Source organism: Bacillus infantis NRRL B-14911 (assembly GCF_000473245.1).
Lineage (GTDB): Bacteria > Bacillota > Bacilli > Bacillales > Cytobacillaceae > Bacillus_AB > Bacillus_AB infantis.
The window spans coordinates 4,335,653-4,354,176 of the sequence record NC_022524.1 but is presented as its reverse complement, the minus strand read 5'-3'; the positions used below and the strand labels follow the sequence as shown (position 1 = coordinate 4,354,176).

At 36.8% G+C, this 18,524-nt stretch carries 13 protein-coding genes and 1 pseudogene; 9 read left to right on the top strand and 5 right to left on the bottom strand.

What is annotated here, in order from left to right; genetic code table 11:
* Positions 1–31: 31 nt before the first annotated feature.
* The 6 genes from N288_RS21600 (at position 32) to istB (ending at position 7,449) form a co-directional block, all read left to right on the top strand.
* Positions 32–2,029 (top strand): dehydrogenase E1 component subunit alpha/beta, encoded by a 1,998-nt coding sequence (locus N288_RS21600; protein WP_022544476.1) that lies wholly within the window; start codon positions 32–34, stop codon positions 2,027–2,029.
* Entirely contained in the window at positions 2,030–3,154 is a 1,125-nt protein-coding gene (locus N288_RS24435) for a NeuD/PglB/VioB family sugar acetyltransferase (protein ID WP_009792733.1), read from the top strand. It abuts the gene before it with no gap.
* 444 nt (positions 3,155–3,598) lie between these two features.
* The gene (gene galE, locus N288_RS21590; RefSeq protein ID WP_035402071.1) at positions 3,599–4,600 is read left to right on the top strand and encodes a UDP-glucose 4-epimerase GalE; all 1,002 of its coding nucleotides are present in this window, start codon (positions 3,599–3,601) and stop codon (positions 4,598–4,600) included.
* 545 nt (positions 4,601–5,145) lie between these two features.
* Positions 5,146–5,676, top strand: a complete 531-nt coding sequence (locus N288_RS25590; protein WP_009792735.1) for a transposase — start codon at positions 5,146–5,148, stop codon at positions 5,674–5,676.
* Between the two features lie 34 nt (positions 5,677–5,710).
* Positions 5,711–6,679, top strand: a complete 969-nt coding sequence (locus N288_RS25585; protein WP_022544475.1) for a Mu transposase domain-containing protein — start codon at positions 5,711–5,713, stop codon at positions 6,677–6,679.
* Positions 6,676–7,449 carry an IS21-like element helper ATPase IstB gene (istB, locus tag N288_RS21580; RefSeq protein WP_009792737.1) on the top strand — a complete coding sequence of 258 codons (774 nt, stop codon included), beginning with the start codon at positions 6,676–6,678 and terminating at the stop codon, positions 7,447–7,449. Before N288_RS25585 ends, istB begins: the two co-directional genes overlap by 4 nt.
* A 1,163-nt stretch (positions 7,450–8,612) precedes the next feature.
* Here istB and N288_RS21575 read toward each other — a convergent pair.
* Positions 8,613–9,029, bottom strand: a complete 417-nt coding sequence (locus N288_RS21575) for a hypothetical protein (protein ID WP_009792739.1) — start codon at positions 9,027–9,029, stop codon at positions 8,613–8,615.
* A 174-nt stretch (positions 9,030–9,203) separates the two neighbouring features.
* On the opposite strand from N288_RS21575, the pseudogene galE (N288_RS21570) reads away from it, so the two are divergent.
* A pseudogene (gene galE, locus N288_RS21570) lies at positions 9,204–10,205 on the top strand (UDP-glucose 4-epimerase GalE).
* 211 nt (positions 10,206–10,416) lie between these two features.
* Here galE (N288_RS21570) and N288_RS21565 read toward each other — a convergent pair.
* Together N288_RS21565 and N288_RS21560 are read right to left on the bottom strand one after the other, a co-directional pair.
* Positions 10,417–11,160, bottom strand: coding sequence for a hypothetical protein (locus N288_RS21565; RefSeq protein WP_022544473.1), 744 nt, complete (start codon positions 11,158–11,160; stop codon positions 10,417–10,419).
* 59 nt (positions 11,161–11,219) lie between these two features.
* Positions 11,220–11,849 carry a GIY-YIG nuclease family protein gene (locus N288_RS21560; RefSeq protein WP_022544472.1) on the bottom strand — a complete coding sequence of 210 codons (630 nt, stop codon included), beginning with the start codon at positions 11,847–11,849 and terminating at the stop codon, positions 11,220–11,222.
* A 402-nt stretch (positions 11,850–12,251) separates the two neighbouring features.
* On the opposite strand from N288_RS21560, the gene N288_RS21555 reads away from it, so the two are divergent.
* Positions 12,252–12,548, top strand: a complete 297-nt coding sequence (locus N288_RS21555) for an AAA family ATPase (protein WP_009792744.1) — start codon at positions 12,252–12,254, stop codon at positions 12,546–12,548.
* 1,555 nt (positions 12,549–14,103) lie between these two features.
* Here N288_RS21555 and N288_RS21545 read toward each other — a convergent pair.
* Positions 14,104–15,111 (bottom strand): hypothetical protein, encoded by a 1,008-nt coding sequence (locus N288_RS21545; protein ID WP_009792746.1) that lies wholly within the window; start codon positions 15,109–15,111, stop codon positions 14,104–14,106.
* Between the two features lie 552 nt (positions 15,112–15,663).
* Here N288_RS21545 and N288_RS21540 point away from each other — a divergent pair.
* A complete protein-coding gene (locus tag N288_RS21540; RefSeq protein ID WP_009792747.1) occupies positions 15,664–16,893 on the top strand; it encodes a multidrug effflux MFS transporter in 1,230 nt (409 codons plus the stop codon).
* A gap of 1,305 nt (positions 16,894–18,198) precedes the next feature.
* Here N288_RS21540 and N288_RS25905 read toward each other — a convergent pair.
* A complete protein-coding gene (locus N288_RS25905; protein WP_022544471.1) occupies positions 18,199–18,411 on the bottom strand; it encodes a patatin-like phospholipase family protein in 213 nt (70 codons plus the stop codon).
* Positions 18,412–18,524 lie beyond the last annotated feature (113 nt).

Below are 18,524 nucleotides of genomic sequence, written 5' to 3'. Positions count from 1 at the left end.
CAAACCAAAAATGAGGAGATGAATGATTAGTATGAATACTACAGTAATTAACGATGTTAAACTGTCTCAAGAAACTATCGATAGCATGTACAAAAAAATGATAACGATAAGAACCCTTGAAGAAACGTTACTTGATCTATTTTCAAAGGGGGAACTTTTTGGGACAACCCATACATCGATTGGCCAAGAAGCTAATGCTGTTGCATCCATGGCACATATTAAAAACGGAGATGTTGTATTTAGTAATCATAGGTGTCATGGTCATTACATTGCTTACGGAGCGCCAGTTGATCAATTAATTGCTGAAGTAATGGGAAGAGTTACTGGGGTAGTTGGTGGTAGAGGTGGAAGCCAGCATATCTGTTACAATGATTTTTATACAAATGGGATTCAAGGCGGAATTGTAGGGAATGCAACAGGAGCAGCTCTTGCTAATAAGTTAACAGGAACGGATAATATAGCGGTTGTATTTATTGGTGATGGTACTTTAGGTGAAGGATTAGTTTATGAGTCTATGAACTTTGCTTCTTTGTGGGATATCCCAATTCTATTCATTTTAGAAAATAATAGATATGCTCAAACTACACCAAATGAACTAGGTATAAGTGGATCTATGCTAGCGAGACCAAAGAGCTTTGGAATTGAAGCGGATCAAATTGAAAGTAATGACGCAGTAGAGTTGTATCAAGTATTTGAAAAAAGATTTGATTATGTGCGCAACAAAAGAAAACCTTTTTTCCAAATAATAGATACTTATAGAACTGTTCCACATAGTAAGGGTGACGACTTCAGGGATCAAGCAGAAATAGATGCATGGAAGAAGAAGGACCCGGTAATTATTTTAGGCAAAAATGTATCAGATGAAACGAAAAAAACTGTGATGGCTGAAGTAACATCAGATATTCAAAATGCAATAAAAGAAGCAAAAGATGCAGAATACACTTCTGAAAACAATATCGAATATGAAAATATTATTACTATTTCTCCTAAAAATGAGAATCAATTATTGAACAATCTACCAAGGGCAAAGAAATATAGAGGAGTCGATTCATTAAACAATGCGTTACATGAGTTGTTTAATGAGGATGGAGATGTTCTCCTTATTGGTGAAGATCTTCTTGATCCCTATGGAGGTGCTTTTAAAGTAAGTAAAGGATTGTCAACCAAGTATCCTGATCGAGTGCTAACGACTCCTATTAGTGAGGGAGGCATTTTAGGATTATCAACTGGCTTAGCCATGCGTGGTCTTAAACCTATTGCAGAAATCATGTTTGGGGATTTCCTAGCGCTTGGTGCTGATCAATTGTTAAATCACGCAAGTAAGTACCAGTGGATGTATAACAATAAAGTAGAAGTACCATTAGTAGTACGGGCACCTATGGGTGGAAAACGCGGGTATGGTCCAACCCATAGTCAATCCATTGAAAAGATGTTTTTTGGCATTCCAGGATTAACGGTTGTATCACCATCTAATATTCATGAGCCAGGTGAACTTCTCAAACGTTCTGTGCTAAAACATAGAAGCCCACTGCTATTTATTGAAAATAAAGCTTTATATAGTGAATATGTCACACGACCAGAAAATAATAAACTGGACGTGTTTTCTGTTAGAGAATCAAATACACTGTTTCCAACCCTTCATCTAAGTCTATCAAACTTTGATATGCCTGATGTAACGATTGTGGCATATGGGGGAAGTGTTCCTGTTGCTTTAGAAGTGGCCAAGCAACTCCTTATTGACGAAGAAATATTAGTGGATGTCGTTGTTCCTTCATTATTATCTCCACTACCAATAGATGAAATTAAAGGCTTTGTAGGTAGTTCGAATACGATCGTGACCATTGAGGAAGGCACAAGAAAGTTTGGTTGGGGAGCAGAAGTTCTGGCGCAATTACAAGTTGTGCCTACCGTTAAAAAGACCTTAAGAATTGCAGCTCCAGATTGTCCAATTCCAAGTAGCAAACCTCTTGAACTTAAGATGTTGCCTAATACAGAACAAGTTGCAGAAAAAATTAAGGAGTTGTTTTAAATGGTTGATTTTTTTGAATTAAAGGTCCCTACATTAGGACCAAATGATGAATTTGCGACTATTAGTGAGTGGCTTATCGAGGATGACGAAGGAATTAAAGACGGTCAGGGAATAGTAGTAGTAGAAACAACAAAAACAACTATTGAATTAGAAGCAGAAAGTAATGGCTTTTTATATCGTCTCGTAGAAGAAGGAGAAGAGGTAACGCCAGGGACTACGATTGCTATTATAACGACTGAAAAGAATAGAGACCTAGTTGAAAAATTCAAGCAAAATCAATCTAATGAGTCCAAGGAAAATCAATCAGAAATACCTGGTGATGTTCAATTAACTAAGAAAGCCGCAGCACTGGTTGAAAAATTAAATATTAGTTATGACCAACTTCCTAAAGGTGTTATTTTAAAAGAAGTTGATATTTATAAAATTAGTGAAGAGAAAAAATCAAAAGCGACTAAATCTCAGCCAATGAACAATGAACGTACACCTTTAAATATCAGTGATCACTCTCAAAAGGTTTTAATATATGGTGGCGGTGGCCATGCAAAAATGTGTATCGATATCATCAGACAAATGCATAACTTATCCATTGCTGGTATTATCGACGATGGTCTAGAAGTTGGTTCCCATGTAGTGGGCGTTCCTGTTTTAGGAGATAAAAGTATTTTAGATCAATTATATGATGAAGGATATCGTTTAATCGTAATTGGTGTTGGTGCTATAACAAACCATACTTTAAGAGAACAGATATTTAATCTACTAAAAGACAAAGGTTTTCGTTTCCCAAATATCATTCATCCAAAGGCAGCAATTGAACCGTCTGCTTTATTAGGTGAAGGTAACCAAGTGATGGCTAATGCCGTTATTGGAAGTGAAGTTAAGTTAGGTAGTAACAACATTATTAATTGTGGCACAGTTGTTTCCCATGACTCAACTATCTATAGCAATGTACATCTTACCCCAGGTGCTATTCTAGCAGGAGGCGTAACAATTAGAGATAATACTATTGTAGGTATGGGCACTACTGTGTACTTACAAGTTGAAATCGGAAGTAATGTGGTTATTCAAAATAACTGTAGAATTACTAGAAATATAAATGATAATCAGTACATTAAAGATCATTATTAATATCTTAAAAGTAGATAAAGCAGCTCTTTATCAGATTGATGTCAATGAATAATTTGTAGTTTGGTTTCATTTCTATAGAAGAAAAACAACCAATCAGGCTCATCTCCAAATCAGGGAGGTGGGCTTTTTACATTTTATGAAGGGAAATTAATAAGAGGAACTAGTAGGGAGATAATAAGAAAACCGCATTATCGCTCGTTATTCGTTTCTTGTCTCCTGAATGGTATAATTTTCAAGGGGAGGTGAAACGCTGTGAAACTATCAAAAGAGGATATAGAAAGTATTACAAATAGTATTATTGATAAAATGGCTTAGTATGAGGTGCCTGTCACTTCCCGATATTTGTCGAATTGATAACTTGAGACAAAATGGTCGAAGATTTTTTAACTTCAATATGAGGAAGCCCTGCCATTTGGCAGGGCTTTTTTAGGAGGCATGTAGATGATGAAAGTGTTGGTCACCGGTGGAGCTGGATATATTGGTTCTCATACTTGTGTGGAGTTGCTTGCTAGTGGTTATGATGTGGTGATTGTTGATAATTTGAGTAATAGTTCTCGTAATGTTATTGACCGGATTGAGCGGATCTCCAAAAGAAAGGTCACGTTTATTCAAGCTGATGTAACGATAGAGCCGGTTGTTCAAGCTCTGTTTGAGCAACACGATTTTGTTGGGGTGATTCACTTTGCGGGATACAAAGCAGTAGGAGAATCTGTGCAGCAGCCTGTAATGTATTATCAAAATAACCTGGTAAGTACGATGCTGCTGGTGAAGTACTGTGCGTTGTATGGTGTAAATAAATTTGTCTTTAGTTCGTCTGCTACTGTGTATGGAGATAATCAAGTACCTTTCCATGAAGGATTGCCATTATTACCTACCACCAACCCTTATGGGGAAACGAAAGCCATGAGTGAACGGATTTTAACGGATGTGGCCAATGTAACGCCTGATTTCGGTGTGTCAATTCTTCGTTATTTTAATCCTGTAGGAGCACATGAAAGTGGAGAGATTGGCGAAGCGCCGAATGGAATTCCTAATAACTTAATGCCCTTTGTAACTCAAGTGGCAAAAGGAAAACGAGAAAAGCTGATGGTGTTTGGCAACGACTATAACACGGTAGATGGTACAGGTGTGCGTGATTATATACATGTTGTGGATCTTGCCAAAGGGCATGTGGCAGCGTTAGAGAAGCTAACACCTGGAGTACATGTGTACAACTTAGGTACAGGTAAAGGAACAAGTGTGTTGGAGTTAGTGCATGCGTTTGAGGAAGCCACTGGTGTAGCGATTCCTTATGAGATTGTGGATCGGCGTCCGGGGGATATTGCGGAGTGTTATGCTGATGTGACTAAAGCAGAACGTGAGCTTGGATGGCGAGCGGAAAAAGAGGTTTATGAGATGTGTAAAGATGCTTGGAGGTTTGAGCGTGGGTTGGTAGAAGTGAAGTAGTTAGATGTTGTCAGTCACTACTCGCATTTTCTTGTGGGAATACAGCCAAGAAATCTCACCATCTTTGCTCCCTTTTTTACCGCTGCCCGCCAAGGAAGTTACCAGGCTACGCCAAAAGGTTTACCATTGTATAAAAAAGCCCTACAGATTAACTATCTAGGAATCTGGTAGGGCTTTTTTGGCTTTTATTGTTGAATAAATACTTAGTGAGGTTACTGAAGTAATTGAAGATTATCTCTCTAGATTCTTTAAAGTTTTAGGGCCACTAAATTATTGATAAACTTAAGGAAATCGGGGGCCTGACCCCACATTCGGTAAAGGGCTAAAGTGTTTGTAAGAGATCTAACCATGGCCCCATGTAAACGCTAAAATAAAAGTTGACCACTTTAGCGGTGTAAACGATAAACTAGAATCAACAGTTTTCCACAAATAAAGATAAACAGATTCCAACAATTAAGAATCAACAGTTTATCTTAATTGATCCCCTTTCTATATACTTAAAGCAGTCTATGGAAAGTGAGGAATAAACAGGAGTGGAAAGACTGATGATCTACAACGAGGTTCACAAGCTTCGCAGTGAGGGTTTTACAAATAGTGCGATAGCTAGAAAATTAAAGATTTCTAGGAATAGAGTAATTGAATATGGAAAGATGTCACCAGAAGAGTTTTACTCGTTTTCAATCTCATTACAAAGCCGGAGTAAAAAGCTAGATCCCTTTCGGGAAAAAATCATTGGATGGTTAAAGGAACACCCAGACTTATCAGGAGCTCAAGTATTGGACTGGTTGGGGGAGAAATTAGACGTTAGTGCTGTCTCAGAAGGAACTGTGAGGAATTATGTCAATGAGTTACGTGAAGCTTATCATATCCCTAAAATGGTTTCTGAGAGAAGTTATAGTACAGTCCCGGACCTTCCAATGGCTCAACAGTTACAAGTAGATTTTGGCCAGGTGAAGGTCTCTACAACGAATGGAACATTTAAACGGCTCTACTTTATTGGATTCGTTTTAGCCCATTCAAGATATAAATATGTAGAATGGGCTAGACCGACCTTTTCGAGCATCAGATCTTATTAGAATGCATGAAAATGCCTTCCGTTTTTATGGGGGCATGTCTATTGAAATCGTCTACGACCAAGATCGTTTACTCGCTGTTAGTGAAAACGCTGGAGATCTTATCATGACGGTGGAATTCACAAAATATCAACAGACAAGAAAGTTTAAGGTCTACCTATGCAGAAAGTCTGATCCAGAGTCTAAAGGGAAAATAGAGCAGGTAGTTAAATATGTAAAGAATAACTTTGCGAAAAACCGTACTTTTGATAATCTACTAGATTGGCAGGAATCTAGTATGAGTTGGTTAAAGAGAACCGGGAATTATAAAGTACATCATAATATAAAAAAGAGACCTGTCGAGGTGTTCGCCCTGGAAAAGCCACACCTACAACCGGTCTCCGGTACTTACATTTTTGAAGATATCTTAGGTACCAGTATAACAAGAACTATAAACAAAGACAATGTTATACGGTTTGATGGGAACAGGTACAGCGTACCGCGCGGTACTTACCGAAAAGGAGCTCCCAATATAGCTTATGTCGAAACAGATACTGAGTATCTATACATACGACTGCAGCAAAATGGGCAACCACTAGCCAAGCATAAAATTGCACAAGGAAGTGGTGCTGTTATTTCAGAGCCTTCCCATCGGGAACGTGAACAGCCTAAACGGGATCTATTAATACAGCAAATCAAAGAAATGTTAACCGATAAACAAGCTGCAAGTTGGCTGATTGAAATTCTCTCTGATCAATATCCACGCCATATAGTAGATCAGCTTAAAGTTGTACAATCTGTCATTTTAAAACATCCATCTTTCATCGATGAGGCACTTAGCGAAATGAAACGGTTGCGGTTGACTAGTGCAAATGATCTTAGGGATATTGCCATTACTTTAGAAATCCATAGCCGAAAGAAACATAAAGAAACTGGAATCGCTAACGAGAAATATAAGGAATTAGTTGCCCCCGAACGAAGGGAAGATATTTATTTTAGTGTCCTTCAAGGAGGAGCAAATCAATGAGTCAACCTTACGAATCACTTCAGGATAAATGCAGAACCTTACGTCTGGCTGAGACAGCCAAGGAATTACCTTCTCTTCTAAGGGAAGCTGAGGCAAAGGGATGGACCTATCATGAATTTATCCATGAGTTTCTTAGTCATGAAATGCGTTGTAGGGAAAGAAAAAACAGTGAAAGATTAATGAAGTGGGCTGAGTTTCCAGAAGCTTTAACATTTGAAAACTTTAGACTTGAGGAACAGACAGCGATTGGAGAAAAACAGCTAAATATTTTAAAACATTTATCATGGGTTGATGAATTTTATACCTTAATTATGATGGGACCAACAGGTGTCGGCAAGACCCATCTATCAACTGCCTTAGGTATCCACGCAATAGAGCGTGGGTACCAGGTTTCTTTTATATCAATGGATCGTTTAATTTATGTCTTAAAATCAAGAGAGTACATTAGTAAATCTAAAACAAGATATAACCGTATAGTCAAATCTGATCTGATTATCATTGATGATGTCATGTATATGGCTTATGAACCACAGGATGCCCATTTATTCTTTCAATTTATATATGAGATGTATGACAAAGCTGCATTTATCCTTACCTCTAATAAAGGTCCTGGAGAATGGGGAAAGTTCCTTGGGGATCCGACACTTACGACAGCCATCCTGGATCGTCTCCTTCATCGGAGTGAAATTTTGACCTTCAGCGAAGAACAGGACAGTATCAGAATGAAATACAGAAAAGCGTTGTTTGATAACCAGAGTGTTGAATCTTAATTGATGAAAACTGTTTAATCTTATTTGCTAAAAACTGTTGATTTCTACTTGACGGTTACAAGCGGTTTTCGCTAATCAAAAAGTTGACCACCCTTAACACCCATCCCTTATCTGATTACAGCCAAGGGAAATCGGGGGCCTGACTCCACATTTGAGTATTATGTATATTTATTCCAATTATTTGACTGCTTAATGCTTAGTTAGATAAAATATGCGTAAGTAGCACGCTTCATTTCGTCTTTTCACATATACTGTTTATAACAACTAAGTAGAGGTGCTGCAAATGAGTAGAAGGAGGGTAAAGAAAGTGGTTAAGTTAGCAAGGGCACGTGTGGCAGGAAAAGTTGCAAGAGGCCATAGCCTTAGTTTATGGTGCCTGTCACTTCCCGATATATGTCGAATTGATAACTCGAACATTTTTTACTTAAATATAAAGCCCAGATTTAGGTGCCTGTCACTCCCCGCATTTTCTTGTTTCACAGATGTGTTTCACAGAGGGTTGGGTTGACCAGGTCTGTCAGTTTTGTAAAGAGTGTTAGTTAAGGGTTGGCCGGGTGTAACCGTCAAGTAGAATTCCACAATTTTTAGTAAATAAGATTAAACAGTTTTCATCAATTAAGATTCAACACTCTGGTTATCAAATAACGCTTTTCTGTATTTCATTCTGATACTGTCCTGTTCTTCGCTGAAGGTCAAAATTTCACTCCGATGAAGGAGACGATCCAGTATTAGATATAAGGATAAATGCAGCTCATACATTTCATATATAAATTGAAATAATAAATGGAGGAGAGCGGGGCCTGACCCCACATTCGGTGAAGGGCTAAAGTGTCGGTATAAGGTTTGATTAAGATCTACAAAATCCCATTTCGCCATGTAATACTACCATTGCTCTTACCAGGTAACTTTAAATTGCATTCCTTAAAGAGGGTGGGGGGGAAATGAAGCAGTTAGGTGCTTCTTTTATCTTTGAGTTGGGTGTACGCTTTATCTTACAAAATAGCTTCTTTAATATCCGTTTTAGTGAATACGAGCGAAAAGGCTCTTTCGTAGGCTTTCAAGTATACTCGAAGGGCCCTCCTTAAAGTGCAGCAGAATTTTGCTATGTTTGTAGTTAGTGCTTTCCTGTAATTTTAACAGAAAAAAGAAGGCATTTAGCCTTCTTAATTTATATTGCTTGATGGTTCTAACCGTATTAATTTTGCATGGTCAGGTGGATTACATAATAATTCATCTAGAGCATCATAAATTGCCTGTTTTGCAGAAATATAATCATTTTTAATCCAGTCGCCTCTAATACGAATTACAATCATATCTTTTTTTTCGAAACATTTATTTTTCCTGGCGTCATTGTGTTTACAATGCAAATACCAACCCATCTGAAGTCCATAGTTTGCCCATCTTTTTATTTCGCCTTCACATAGTTGTTTAGAATTCTCCTTATATAAAGGGATTCTAGGCATGTCTGGATGGTTAAGCCCACCATCTACTTCAACCACTATACTTCTACCGAGTATTTGAAAAAATTCAAATACCATGATATCCGCAAAAAACCCGTTTATATATTCTTCAAGTTTCATATCAACAGGCTTATTTTTATTTTTGCCTGTTTTTTCTCTCCATAGATCAAGGTGCCTGTCACTTCCCGATATTTGTCGAATTGATAACTTGAAACCAAATGCTCGAACATTTTTTTACTTAAATATGAGGAAGCCCTGCCATTTGGCAGGGCTTTTTTAGGAGGCTTGTAGATGATGAAAGTGTTGGTCACAGGTGGGGCTGGATATATTGGTTCTCATACTTGTGTGGAGTTGCTTGCTAGTGGTTATGATGTGGTTATTGTTGATAATTTGAGTAACAGTTCTAGTAATGTTATTGACCGAATTGAACAGATCTCCAAAAGAAATGTCACGTTTATTCAAGCAGATGTAACGATAGAGCCGGTTGTTCAAGCTCTGTTTGAGCAACACGATTTTGTTGGGGTGATTCACTTTGCGGGATACAAAGCAGTAGGAGAATCTGTGCAGCAGCCTGTAATGTATTATCAAAATAACCTAGTAAGTACGATGCTGCTGGCGAAGTACTGTGCGTTATATGGTGTAAATAAATTTGTGTTTAGTTCGTCTGCTACTGTGTATGGAGATAATCAAGTTCCTTTTCATGAAGAATTACCATTACTACCTACCACCAATCCTTATGGAGAAACGAAAGCCATGAGTGAACGTATTTTAATGGATGTGGCCAATGTAACGCCTAATCTCGGTGTGTCAATTCTTCGTTATTTTAATCCAGTAGGAGCACATGAAAGTGGAGAGATTGGAGAAGCACCAAATGGGATTCCCAATAACCTAATGCCTTTTGTTACTCAAGTGGCAAGAGGAAAACGTGAAAAGCTAATGGTGTTTGGCAACAACTATAACACGGTAGATGGTACAGGTGTGCGTGATTATATACATGTAGTGGATCTAGCTAAAGGGCATGTGGCAGCGTTAGAGAAGTTAACACCTGGAGTACATGTGTATAATTTAGGTACAGGTAAGGGAACGAGTGTGTTGGAACTAGTGCATGCGTTTGAGGAAGCCACCGGTGTAGTGATTCCTTATGAGGTTGTGGACCGTCGTCCTGGGGATATTGCGTAGTGTTATGCTGATGTATCTAAGGCAGAACTAGAACTTGGATGGCGAGCGGAGAAAGGGATTTATGAGATGTGTAAAGATGCTTGGGGGTTTGAGCGTGGGTTGGTGGGAGTGAAGTAGTTTTGAATGGCTGTCACTACCCGTTTTCTTGTGTCACAGATTTTTATTGGAAAGAATAAAATACCTTGAGAGAGCCGAAGACAGAAGCAGTAGTTTGGTGTAAACTAGCTGCTTTTGTCTGTTTTGATATAATTTGATTTAATTTAGAGGCTTGTGCAAAACTATTTTTGTGAAAAATAGTGAAGATAACCTTCCGTAAGCATCCTGAAAACTAACTTATTTCTCCGGGATCCGGCATACCGAGAGACTCTAGATGTTCAACGATTTCTTCAAATGCAAATCTTACCTCTTCTTTAGTACAAAAGTTTGTGTTTAGAGAATCTCTTATCACTAGAATTCTTTCAACTGAATTTTTATAATCCTGGTATCCTTTTAAGTTCTCTTTGTACTCTTTAATAACAGGAAACGTCTGGATTGCCCAACAAATCATTAGAATTATTTTCCACGGTTTTAAGTACTCTTTAATATAGTCATTATGTAAGAAAAATTCTGTCAAACGTTCCCTATAAAGGCCCTCAATTGACTCTAATTTGTGATAGGTGGCTAGTTGTCTAATATGAGGATGGCTAAATATTTCGACAATTTTGTACATTTCTTGGATCTCTGGATCATCTAGGAAGGGGAATTGACTTGTTACATAATCTGCCTCACCTAATTCATGTACTAAAATTGAAGATAGTTTTTCTAACTCAATCGGACTTGTTAAACAAATAGTGATCTCATTTTTATATGATTTAGTGTAAGCTTCAAAAGAAGAATCGGCTTTCTTAGCTATCCTAATTTTAAGTATTTTATTACATTTCAGTGCTTTACAAATTACAGCATTAAATAATTCTTTAGATTCGGGAACCAATTTTATTAGTTCAGATATTAAACAGTCATTTACATTTGTGAATTTTTCGCTTTCTTTTTGCGTTCTGCATGAGTCTTCAATAGAGAGTAAATCTATCAGCATGGTCACCTTCTCATATATTAAGTTTTTAATATTATCCAACTGAGTAATCAAATGTGTAATTAGCTCTTCGACATATATGACATCCAAGCAGCTTGTACATCGTCTTCAACATAGTCGAGTGGCGCCTCCTTAAGCAATTTGGATAGTATATCCTCAATACTTTTATTGCGGTACTGTGGCATGTCCTCATCCCAAAATTCTTTTAAGTCTTTGAGTCTTGCCAGTGTATCGGCTTTTCGACGTATATCCTCAGCTACTATATTAAGTGAAGATACATTTAACATCTCTTGTAAAATTTCTTCTTCATCTTTCCCAGTTAAACTTGGGCAATGTAATTGTAGAAATGATTTTAGTATTCCAATATTTCTAAGCACAGAGCTTCTTATCGTATTCATTGTTCCTATTATTTCAACCTTCTCATTAGGTCTATCGTATAATCCTTTTTCTTTATTAAAAAGAGGCTTATAGTGATAAATTAAAATTCGTTCTAATAGCTTTCTTTCAAGTTGATCTTCAACTCTATAATAAACTATTTCCCTAGCTAATTTTCCGAATCTACCAGTGTTATTGTGGGAATTGAGTCGTGTACGAATATCACCTTCACCAATATATAAACAAGACCGCTGCTTGTTAAACATTTCACTGCTACAAGGCTGGTGGTAATTACCGCTATATGCATCAAAAATCACATATACTCCCAACGTTTTTTGTTTGATTCTTTCATTTCTTTTATGCCAGTTTGTATGTTGGCTAGATTCAATATGCACAGGAAGTTCATAGTCCTTACCTAAACCATGGAAGTGATTTGTAAGGTTGGCTCATTGGTTTGCTCCTCCTTGAAGGACACTAAATAAATATTTTCCCTTCGTTCTGGGGCAACTAATGCCTTATATTTCTCATTCGGGATTCCAGATGTGGCTATTATGAGAGGTTAAGAGATTTAAAGGAATGATTATTTTAGTGAATTAGCTCATGATAGATTTGCTAATAGAAGGATTACTGAAATGGAAATGTTTTTACATGCACCTAATACATATTTTGCATAACAGGAAGAAATATTTCTGTAAACTAATATAAAAAGGAGTAACAGAGTGTCTACTCAACACATAAAACAAATTGAAATTGCGGGTTTTAGATCATACAAAGAGGTTATATTTGATCACTTAGGATCGATCAATTTATTAATTGGTCCAAACAATGCAGGTAAATCAAATTTAATTAGATTTTTCCTAGAAGTAATAGAGGATATTAGTAATCAGAAATTCACAAACTTGTTTTGGCAGGATGAAAAGGACTTTAAAGCAAAAATAACATTTAAAGATAATGTGATGATAACTCTAAAAATGATCAAAGGAAAGTTAATGTATGAAAGTGAGGATAGGTTTTAGGTGCCTGTCACTCCCCGCATTTTCTTGTTTCACAGATGTGTTTCACAAAGGGTTGGGTCGATGTTTGGTTTTTCAAAAATAAAGTTAATGGTGAGGGCTGACCAGGTCCGTCAGGGTTATGTAATCGTCAACCACTTAAATTGCCTTTCCAGCTGCTTTTCATCTCTGCATTTTTGTTCATAGGTTGCTACATCTAATAGGAACTGAGTAAAGGATAAGTCCCTTTTCTCAGCTTCTCTTATTAACTCTGGCAATCGATAAGCTGTTTTCAGCTAACCGAAGGGACCTTAATTTATCTTGGACCTCCTGAAGCTGATTAAACTTTGGTCACCTTCTTCCAGTAAGACCATATAGGCATCTACATTTCTATTTGTGCTTCGGTTTCTATTATCCAACCGGATATGCTATTTAATGGTGAAACAGTCTCAGCTTTGTCGTTTGTTGTATCATGAACCTGTCGTTGTCGCTTGAGGTATAAAATGATATCGCTGAAATCTGTTGCACTATATAAGTTTCTCTTGATACATTTCGAGAGGGCTGCTGTTAGAAGCAGCTCGTTATTTTGTTTTGTTTCTTTTAGTTTCATTTGTAACTGATCACGAATATACCGTGGACACTTCTCACGAAATTTATCCAAGTAATCGTAGGCCGTTTCTGTTTCTTCGAATCGGTTTGCCACAGTATCAATAAATGCATCGATTCCTTTTGAGCGATCTCTTGTATGCTTTCTGTCTTTAATTAATTGTCCTTTACCATCCGGAACCTGATGTTTGGCCAGGAGTTCTCCTGTCTCAGAGTTATAGATTAATAGTTCTCTGTCTTGTGTTTCTTTTATTTAGACCATTTCATGCTTATGAAAAGTTCCGGATAAATACCGTATAGTATTGTCCTTATGGACGCTTATTGTTATACTATTTGCATGATTTTTTAGGAAATTAATGTTTCCTGAGATTGGTCTTAAGTGTTGCTTTTCCAAGGAGAACACTTCGACCGGTCTTTTTTTGTTATGTTATGAATTTTTCGATTACCTGTACGATTTAACCATTCCCATCCTTGCTCATTCCAAGAGTCAATATTATTGAACACTCTATACTTGGCGAAATTGTATTTAATAAATCCTACAACGTTTTCTATTTTCCCTTTGCTTTTTAAATCGGCTTTCCTACAAACCCGAAGGTTTAAATTTCGAGTTTGCTTATAGTGCTGAAACTTCAGAAGTATGTCAAAGATTTGAAGGAAAAATGCCTAATCCGCCTTATCTTTACCGAGGAATTAGGCATAGGTTTTCACAATCGTGCTAATTATGGATTATTATTTTTTATTGAATAGCTTATTTATACTATGAAATAAAATATTATAGAAAGATATTAACATTTACAAAACAACAATCTTGCACTCAAGCAAAGCAGTATTAGTAGACTAGGGGACGGTTCTCTTGGTCTAAAAACATAGTAGCAGGTTTTTGAGTTCCCTTATAGTTTGGAGTTCGAATCACCGCTCAGAAAGGAAAGGTTGAACCGTCCCTTTATTACTTTTGCGAAAAAGGGCCCCCCTTTCACTCAGTAATGATCATTCGTGCTATCTTTATAGTCTGTAGCTCTCTTTGAACAGTGCTTATTGATGAAATGCTACTCTTGGATCGCGTAGTCAATTCATTAGGTAACTCTTGAATCTTTTCCATGGAAGCGACTAAATCTTTTTCTATTTTTTTGTTTATATCGGCCGGAACTTCATTTTCTTTCCAAAACTGAATTGCATCCAGCGTATTTTTCCCAATTTCCTTTATTGAATTAAAAAGCGATCCAGTTTTATCTACTGTGATTAAAACACTTGAAGATAGTTCAAAAACTTTACGAGCTTCTATGGTAGACTTTCTTAATTCGTCAATCTGAAAAGTTAAGTTCGAGTTAAGCTCTTGTTCAATTCGAAGTAACTGTTCAATGTTTTTTTCTTTTTGATATTTTTCAAATAAAGTATTTAACTTTTCATGAGAATCACTCATTTCTTTTTGTATAACTGTTAAATTCTCCAAATCAAGTAATATACTATTAATTTCATCAAGTTGAATCTTTGTTAAAGCTAAATTAGTACTTATTTTAATACTTAAGTTATCACCTATGTTACCTACAATAGGAATATCAACAACAGTGTTGACTCCTTTAACGACGGAAAATGCTGAGTCAATTTTGCCTATAGAATCCCTTATTAGATCTAAATTTTCCTTTAGCCACTCAATATTTTCAACTAATACATTTATATCCTCATTGTACTTTTCTAGGTCGCTAATTATTTTTGGTAGTTCTGTATCTATTACTTTTAACGAATTATTTCTAGCCTCTTTTACTTGGTTTTTCAAAGCAAAATATTCTGTTGCTGTATTAAACTCTGTTTTAGTATTAATCTCTTTTGGCTCACCACCCACACTATTGTTGATAACTATATGACTAGTTGTATATCCGATTAAACCTGACATTAGCATTGATGAAATAATTGTGATAAGGAACAAATATCTTTGAAACACCTGTTTCTGGTTTTTTACAGTCCTCGCCTTCTGCACTTCCATATGCGGCTAACACCTCCTAGGTTATGGAAATTTTTGTGGGAATAACCAGTATTACCCTTTCATATATAAACCATAAATGTCTAATTGTCGACCCATATTTATACGACGTTTTCCTTAAAGTATTTTGTCAACCTTAGGGACTGTGTATTGCAAAATAAGTGTGCAGAACTTTGCAAAGTAAAAAAAGGTTTGGGTGCCTGTCACACCCCGCATTTTCTTGTTTCACAAATGTGTTACAAAGAGGGTTGGGTTGATGTGTGGGATTTTTAAAATAAAGATAATGGTGAGGGCTGACCAGGTTTATCAGGTTTGTTTAGTCAAGGGATGGCCGGGCTGTGCCATTACATTTACCGATAGCAGAATGCGCTGCAGTATGAGCCAAGGGGACAGGTACCTTGGCTCATTCTAAAAAATGAGCCAGGGAACCTGTCCCCTTGGCTCTTTAAATTTAAAGAAACGCGGCATATTATGTGAAAAACCTTTCATAAAGTTATACAATGACAAAGGAACTTCCAAACCATTAATCTACTTCATTAGAAAGGCGATAGAAAATTGAACTTATCAAAGAAAAAAAGAGTACAGCTAGCTTTTCTGTTGGGGTCACTTGCCATTTTAGGTCCATTTACGATTGACACGTATTTGCCTTCATTTCCTACTATAGTTAATGATTTTCATACGAATGCTTCGCTGGTTCAAATCAGCTTGACCACTTGTTTATTAGGACTCGGATTAGGTCAATTAGTTATAGGACCTATGAGTGATGTGCATGGCCGCCGTAAACCATTGCTCATCTTCCTTACTTTGTATTTTTTATCCTCTGTCACTTGTGCCATCGCACCCAATATATATACATTGATCGTTTCCCGTTTTCTTCAAGGCTTTGCAGCTGCAGGGGGGCTGGTCATCTCAAGAGCCATTGTACGGGACTTGTTTAGCGGACGGGAACTTACAAAGTTTTTCGCCTCTTTAATGTTGGTTGGAAATCTTGGTCCTATTATCGCGCCCATTATAGGCGGTGCGATTCTGACGTTTACGAGCTGGAAAGGAGTTTTCATTGTCCTGGCTGGTATCGGCATAATTTTCACCTTCATTGTCAGCTTGAAACTGGAAGAATCGCTGCCAGCTGAAAAACGGGTACCTGGAAATTTCAAGCAAGTCATCGGGAACTTTGGCATGTTATTAAAGGATCGTGAATTTGCGGGATATGCCTTTACTCAAGGATTTATAACAGCCGGGATCTTTGCCTATGTGTCAGGTATTTCTTTTGTCTACCAAAACATTTATGGAGTTTCCCCTCAAGTATTCAGCTTCTTATTCGGCGTAAATGGAGTGGGCTTAATCATAGGAACTCAACTGGTTGGCCGATTAGCAGATTATATACCGGAAAAAACATTCTTGAAAATTGGATTAGGGCTTTCCAATACAGCTGCTATTCTTTTACTGACAGCCCTTTTACTAAAGGCACCGCTTCTGTTAGTTGCGCTTCCTATTTTCTTTTTAGTCATGTCCATCAGTATTATTGGAACAGCATCATTCTCTCTCGCGATGGAAACGAAAGGGCATGTGGCCGGAAGTGCATCTGCTTTATTAGGGGTGCTGCCGTTCCTTCTTGGTTCCATAACAGCTCCACTCGTTGGAGTTGCGGGTGAGTACTCAGCTCTTCCAATGGGGATTATTATTTTGGCTGCTAGCTTGTTGGCTTTTTTGTCTTACTTTTTGTTGGTGAGGAAAGGGTCTTTGCGTCAAAAAGGATCAGATGCTCCTGTTCATAATAACTTGTAATATATTCAATAAAAAAAACACCTTTCTGCTTGGTAACGGATCCGAGCAGAAAGGTGTTTTATTTTGGAGGCTATGAGACAGTTCCTTGGCTCTAAATATTGGAGCCTAATCCCCACCTTTGATGTAGTATTAAAGTATCTGTATGAAGGCTGTTTGAATTACAAAAACGGGGAGATACGTCCCTATGTTTCATGCCCACCACTCCATCTAAAGTTGCTAAAGAGTAACAGCACTGAAAATCCAGTATTTGTATTTTATTTATGTTTTCAACAAAAATCGGACGATTTCAATCATCAAGTTTTGGTCATTTTAGATTGGTAAAACATTATTGGCTCCTTATGTATTCTTTCGTATTACTTTAGTTTTCCCTCCACTTTTTAAAATTAGATTTATTTCTTCAGGTTTGTACTTAGGAATAACAGAGATATCTTCCCAAAGATTATTATTTATAATACTTGGTAATAGTACTTTTATGGCAAAGTCTGCTTTTAAGGCACCTGCCCACATTAAAAAATTTGAATTCTATTTTGTGAAATGAGTCAAGGTCCGTTCTTAAACCTGCAACCATCTTTTAGACATCTGAATATTCAGATATCTAAAAGAGGGTAAATCCCTAGAAAAGTTCCGGGATTTTTCTTCAGTATTTATAATTTCTGAAGTATACCATGAGAATTTGCCTGATGAAAAACTAACCTTCTTCGAAGAAGAACTATCTGTGCCATACTAACATTTAGGATACGCCAGTATTTTTGTAAATAACTAGGTTTATAGTTTGAAGCCCAATTGTTTGCTGTTGCTGATGCGTCAAAAATCAGGAAAGGTATTGTCTCTTTTAACAAGTTTTCAGATCCGAGATTGTCATAAACCCCGCCATCTGTAAAATATAAGGTATCTAATCTATTTACTTTATTACCATCATACTTATCAATAAAAATCTTTATTCTGTACATTTAATTCATATGGAGCAAACATCATTGGAAATGCAGCAGATGAAGCTACAGCTTGTGAAACTGTTATATCATTAATGTCATTACAGTAACCAAGGTGGTTACCATACATATCACTTTGTTTAAATCGGAATCGTTTCATAGTGTTCAAACATGTCGTATTACAACTCCATTCAGGAAAAGAAACAAGCCCGCTCATGTGTTTGCCATCAAATACTTTATCGTCTAATAATTTTGGAAGCAGCGGCTGAAATGAGTACGTGGAAGTTCGAATTTTAAATTATTTTTATTGAATTTTAATGAGGAGCGAATGAGTTCATTTCTAAGATTACATGACCAAGCTTAATTAATTTATTTGTTACTCGATTATCAAAAAATCCTTTGTATCTTTAAAGTCCCTTTCAGATAAAGCTAACATTATCAAACCAGCAGTTATGCTTCCACCAGAAACTGAACTAATATGTGATACGTTGGAACTAACACCTAATTGAACCAGTCTACGAAAGGCACCTAAACAGAAGAAGGTAGCCCGGAAGCCTCCGCCTGAAAAGGATATTTTGAAGTTGGACATTATCTCACCCCTCTTTATACTTCTTTAAAAAATATAGCTTTATAAACTAATTTAACACCAATCGGTAAATTATGGTATATTTGTAATGTGGATTATTGGAAAACTACTTCCTA

Excerpts from the sequence above, each read along its gene's own strand:
- N288_RS21545 (WP_009792746.1), bottom strand. The coding sequence starts at position 15,111 with ATGGAAGTGCAGAAGGCGAGGACTGTAAAAAACCAGAAACAGGTGTTT.
- N288_RS21600 (WP_022544476.1), top strand. The coding sequence starts at position 32 with ATGAATACTACAGTAATTAACGATGTTAAACTGTCTCAAGAAACTATC.
- N288_RS21565 (WP_022544473.1), bottom strand. The coding sequence starts at position 11,160 with ATGCTGATAGATTTACTCTCTATTGAAGACTCATGCAGAACGCAAAAA.
- N288_RS25585 (WP_022544475.1), top strand. The coding sequence starts at position 5,711 with ATGTCTATTGAAATCGTCTACGACCAAGATCGTTTACTCGCTGTTAGT.
- N288_RS24435 (WP_009792733.1), top strand. The coding sequence starts at position 2,030 with ATGGTTGATTTTTTTGAATTAAAGGTCCCTACATTAGGACCAAATGAT.
- N288_RS25905 (WP_022544471.1), bottom strand. The coding sequence starts at position 18,411 with ATGTCCAACTTCAAAATATCCTTTTCAGGCGGAGGCTTCCGGGCTACC.
- galE (WP_035402071.1), top strand. The coding sequence starts at position 3,599 with ATGAAAGTGTTGGTCACCGGTGGAGCTGGATATATTGGTTCTCATACT.
- N288_RS21575 (WP_009792739.1), bottom strand. The coding sequence starts at position 9,029 with ATGAAACTTGAAGAATATATAAACGGGTTTTTTGCGGATATCATGGTA.
- N288_RS25590 (WP_009792735.1), top strand. The coding sequence starts at position 5,146 with ATGATCTACAACGAGGTTCACAAGCTTCGCAGTGAGGGTTTTACAAAT.
- istB (WP_009792737.1), top strand. The coding sequence starts at position 6,676 with ATGAGTCAACCTTACGAATCACTTCAGGATAAATGCAGAACCTTACGT.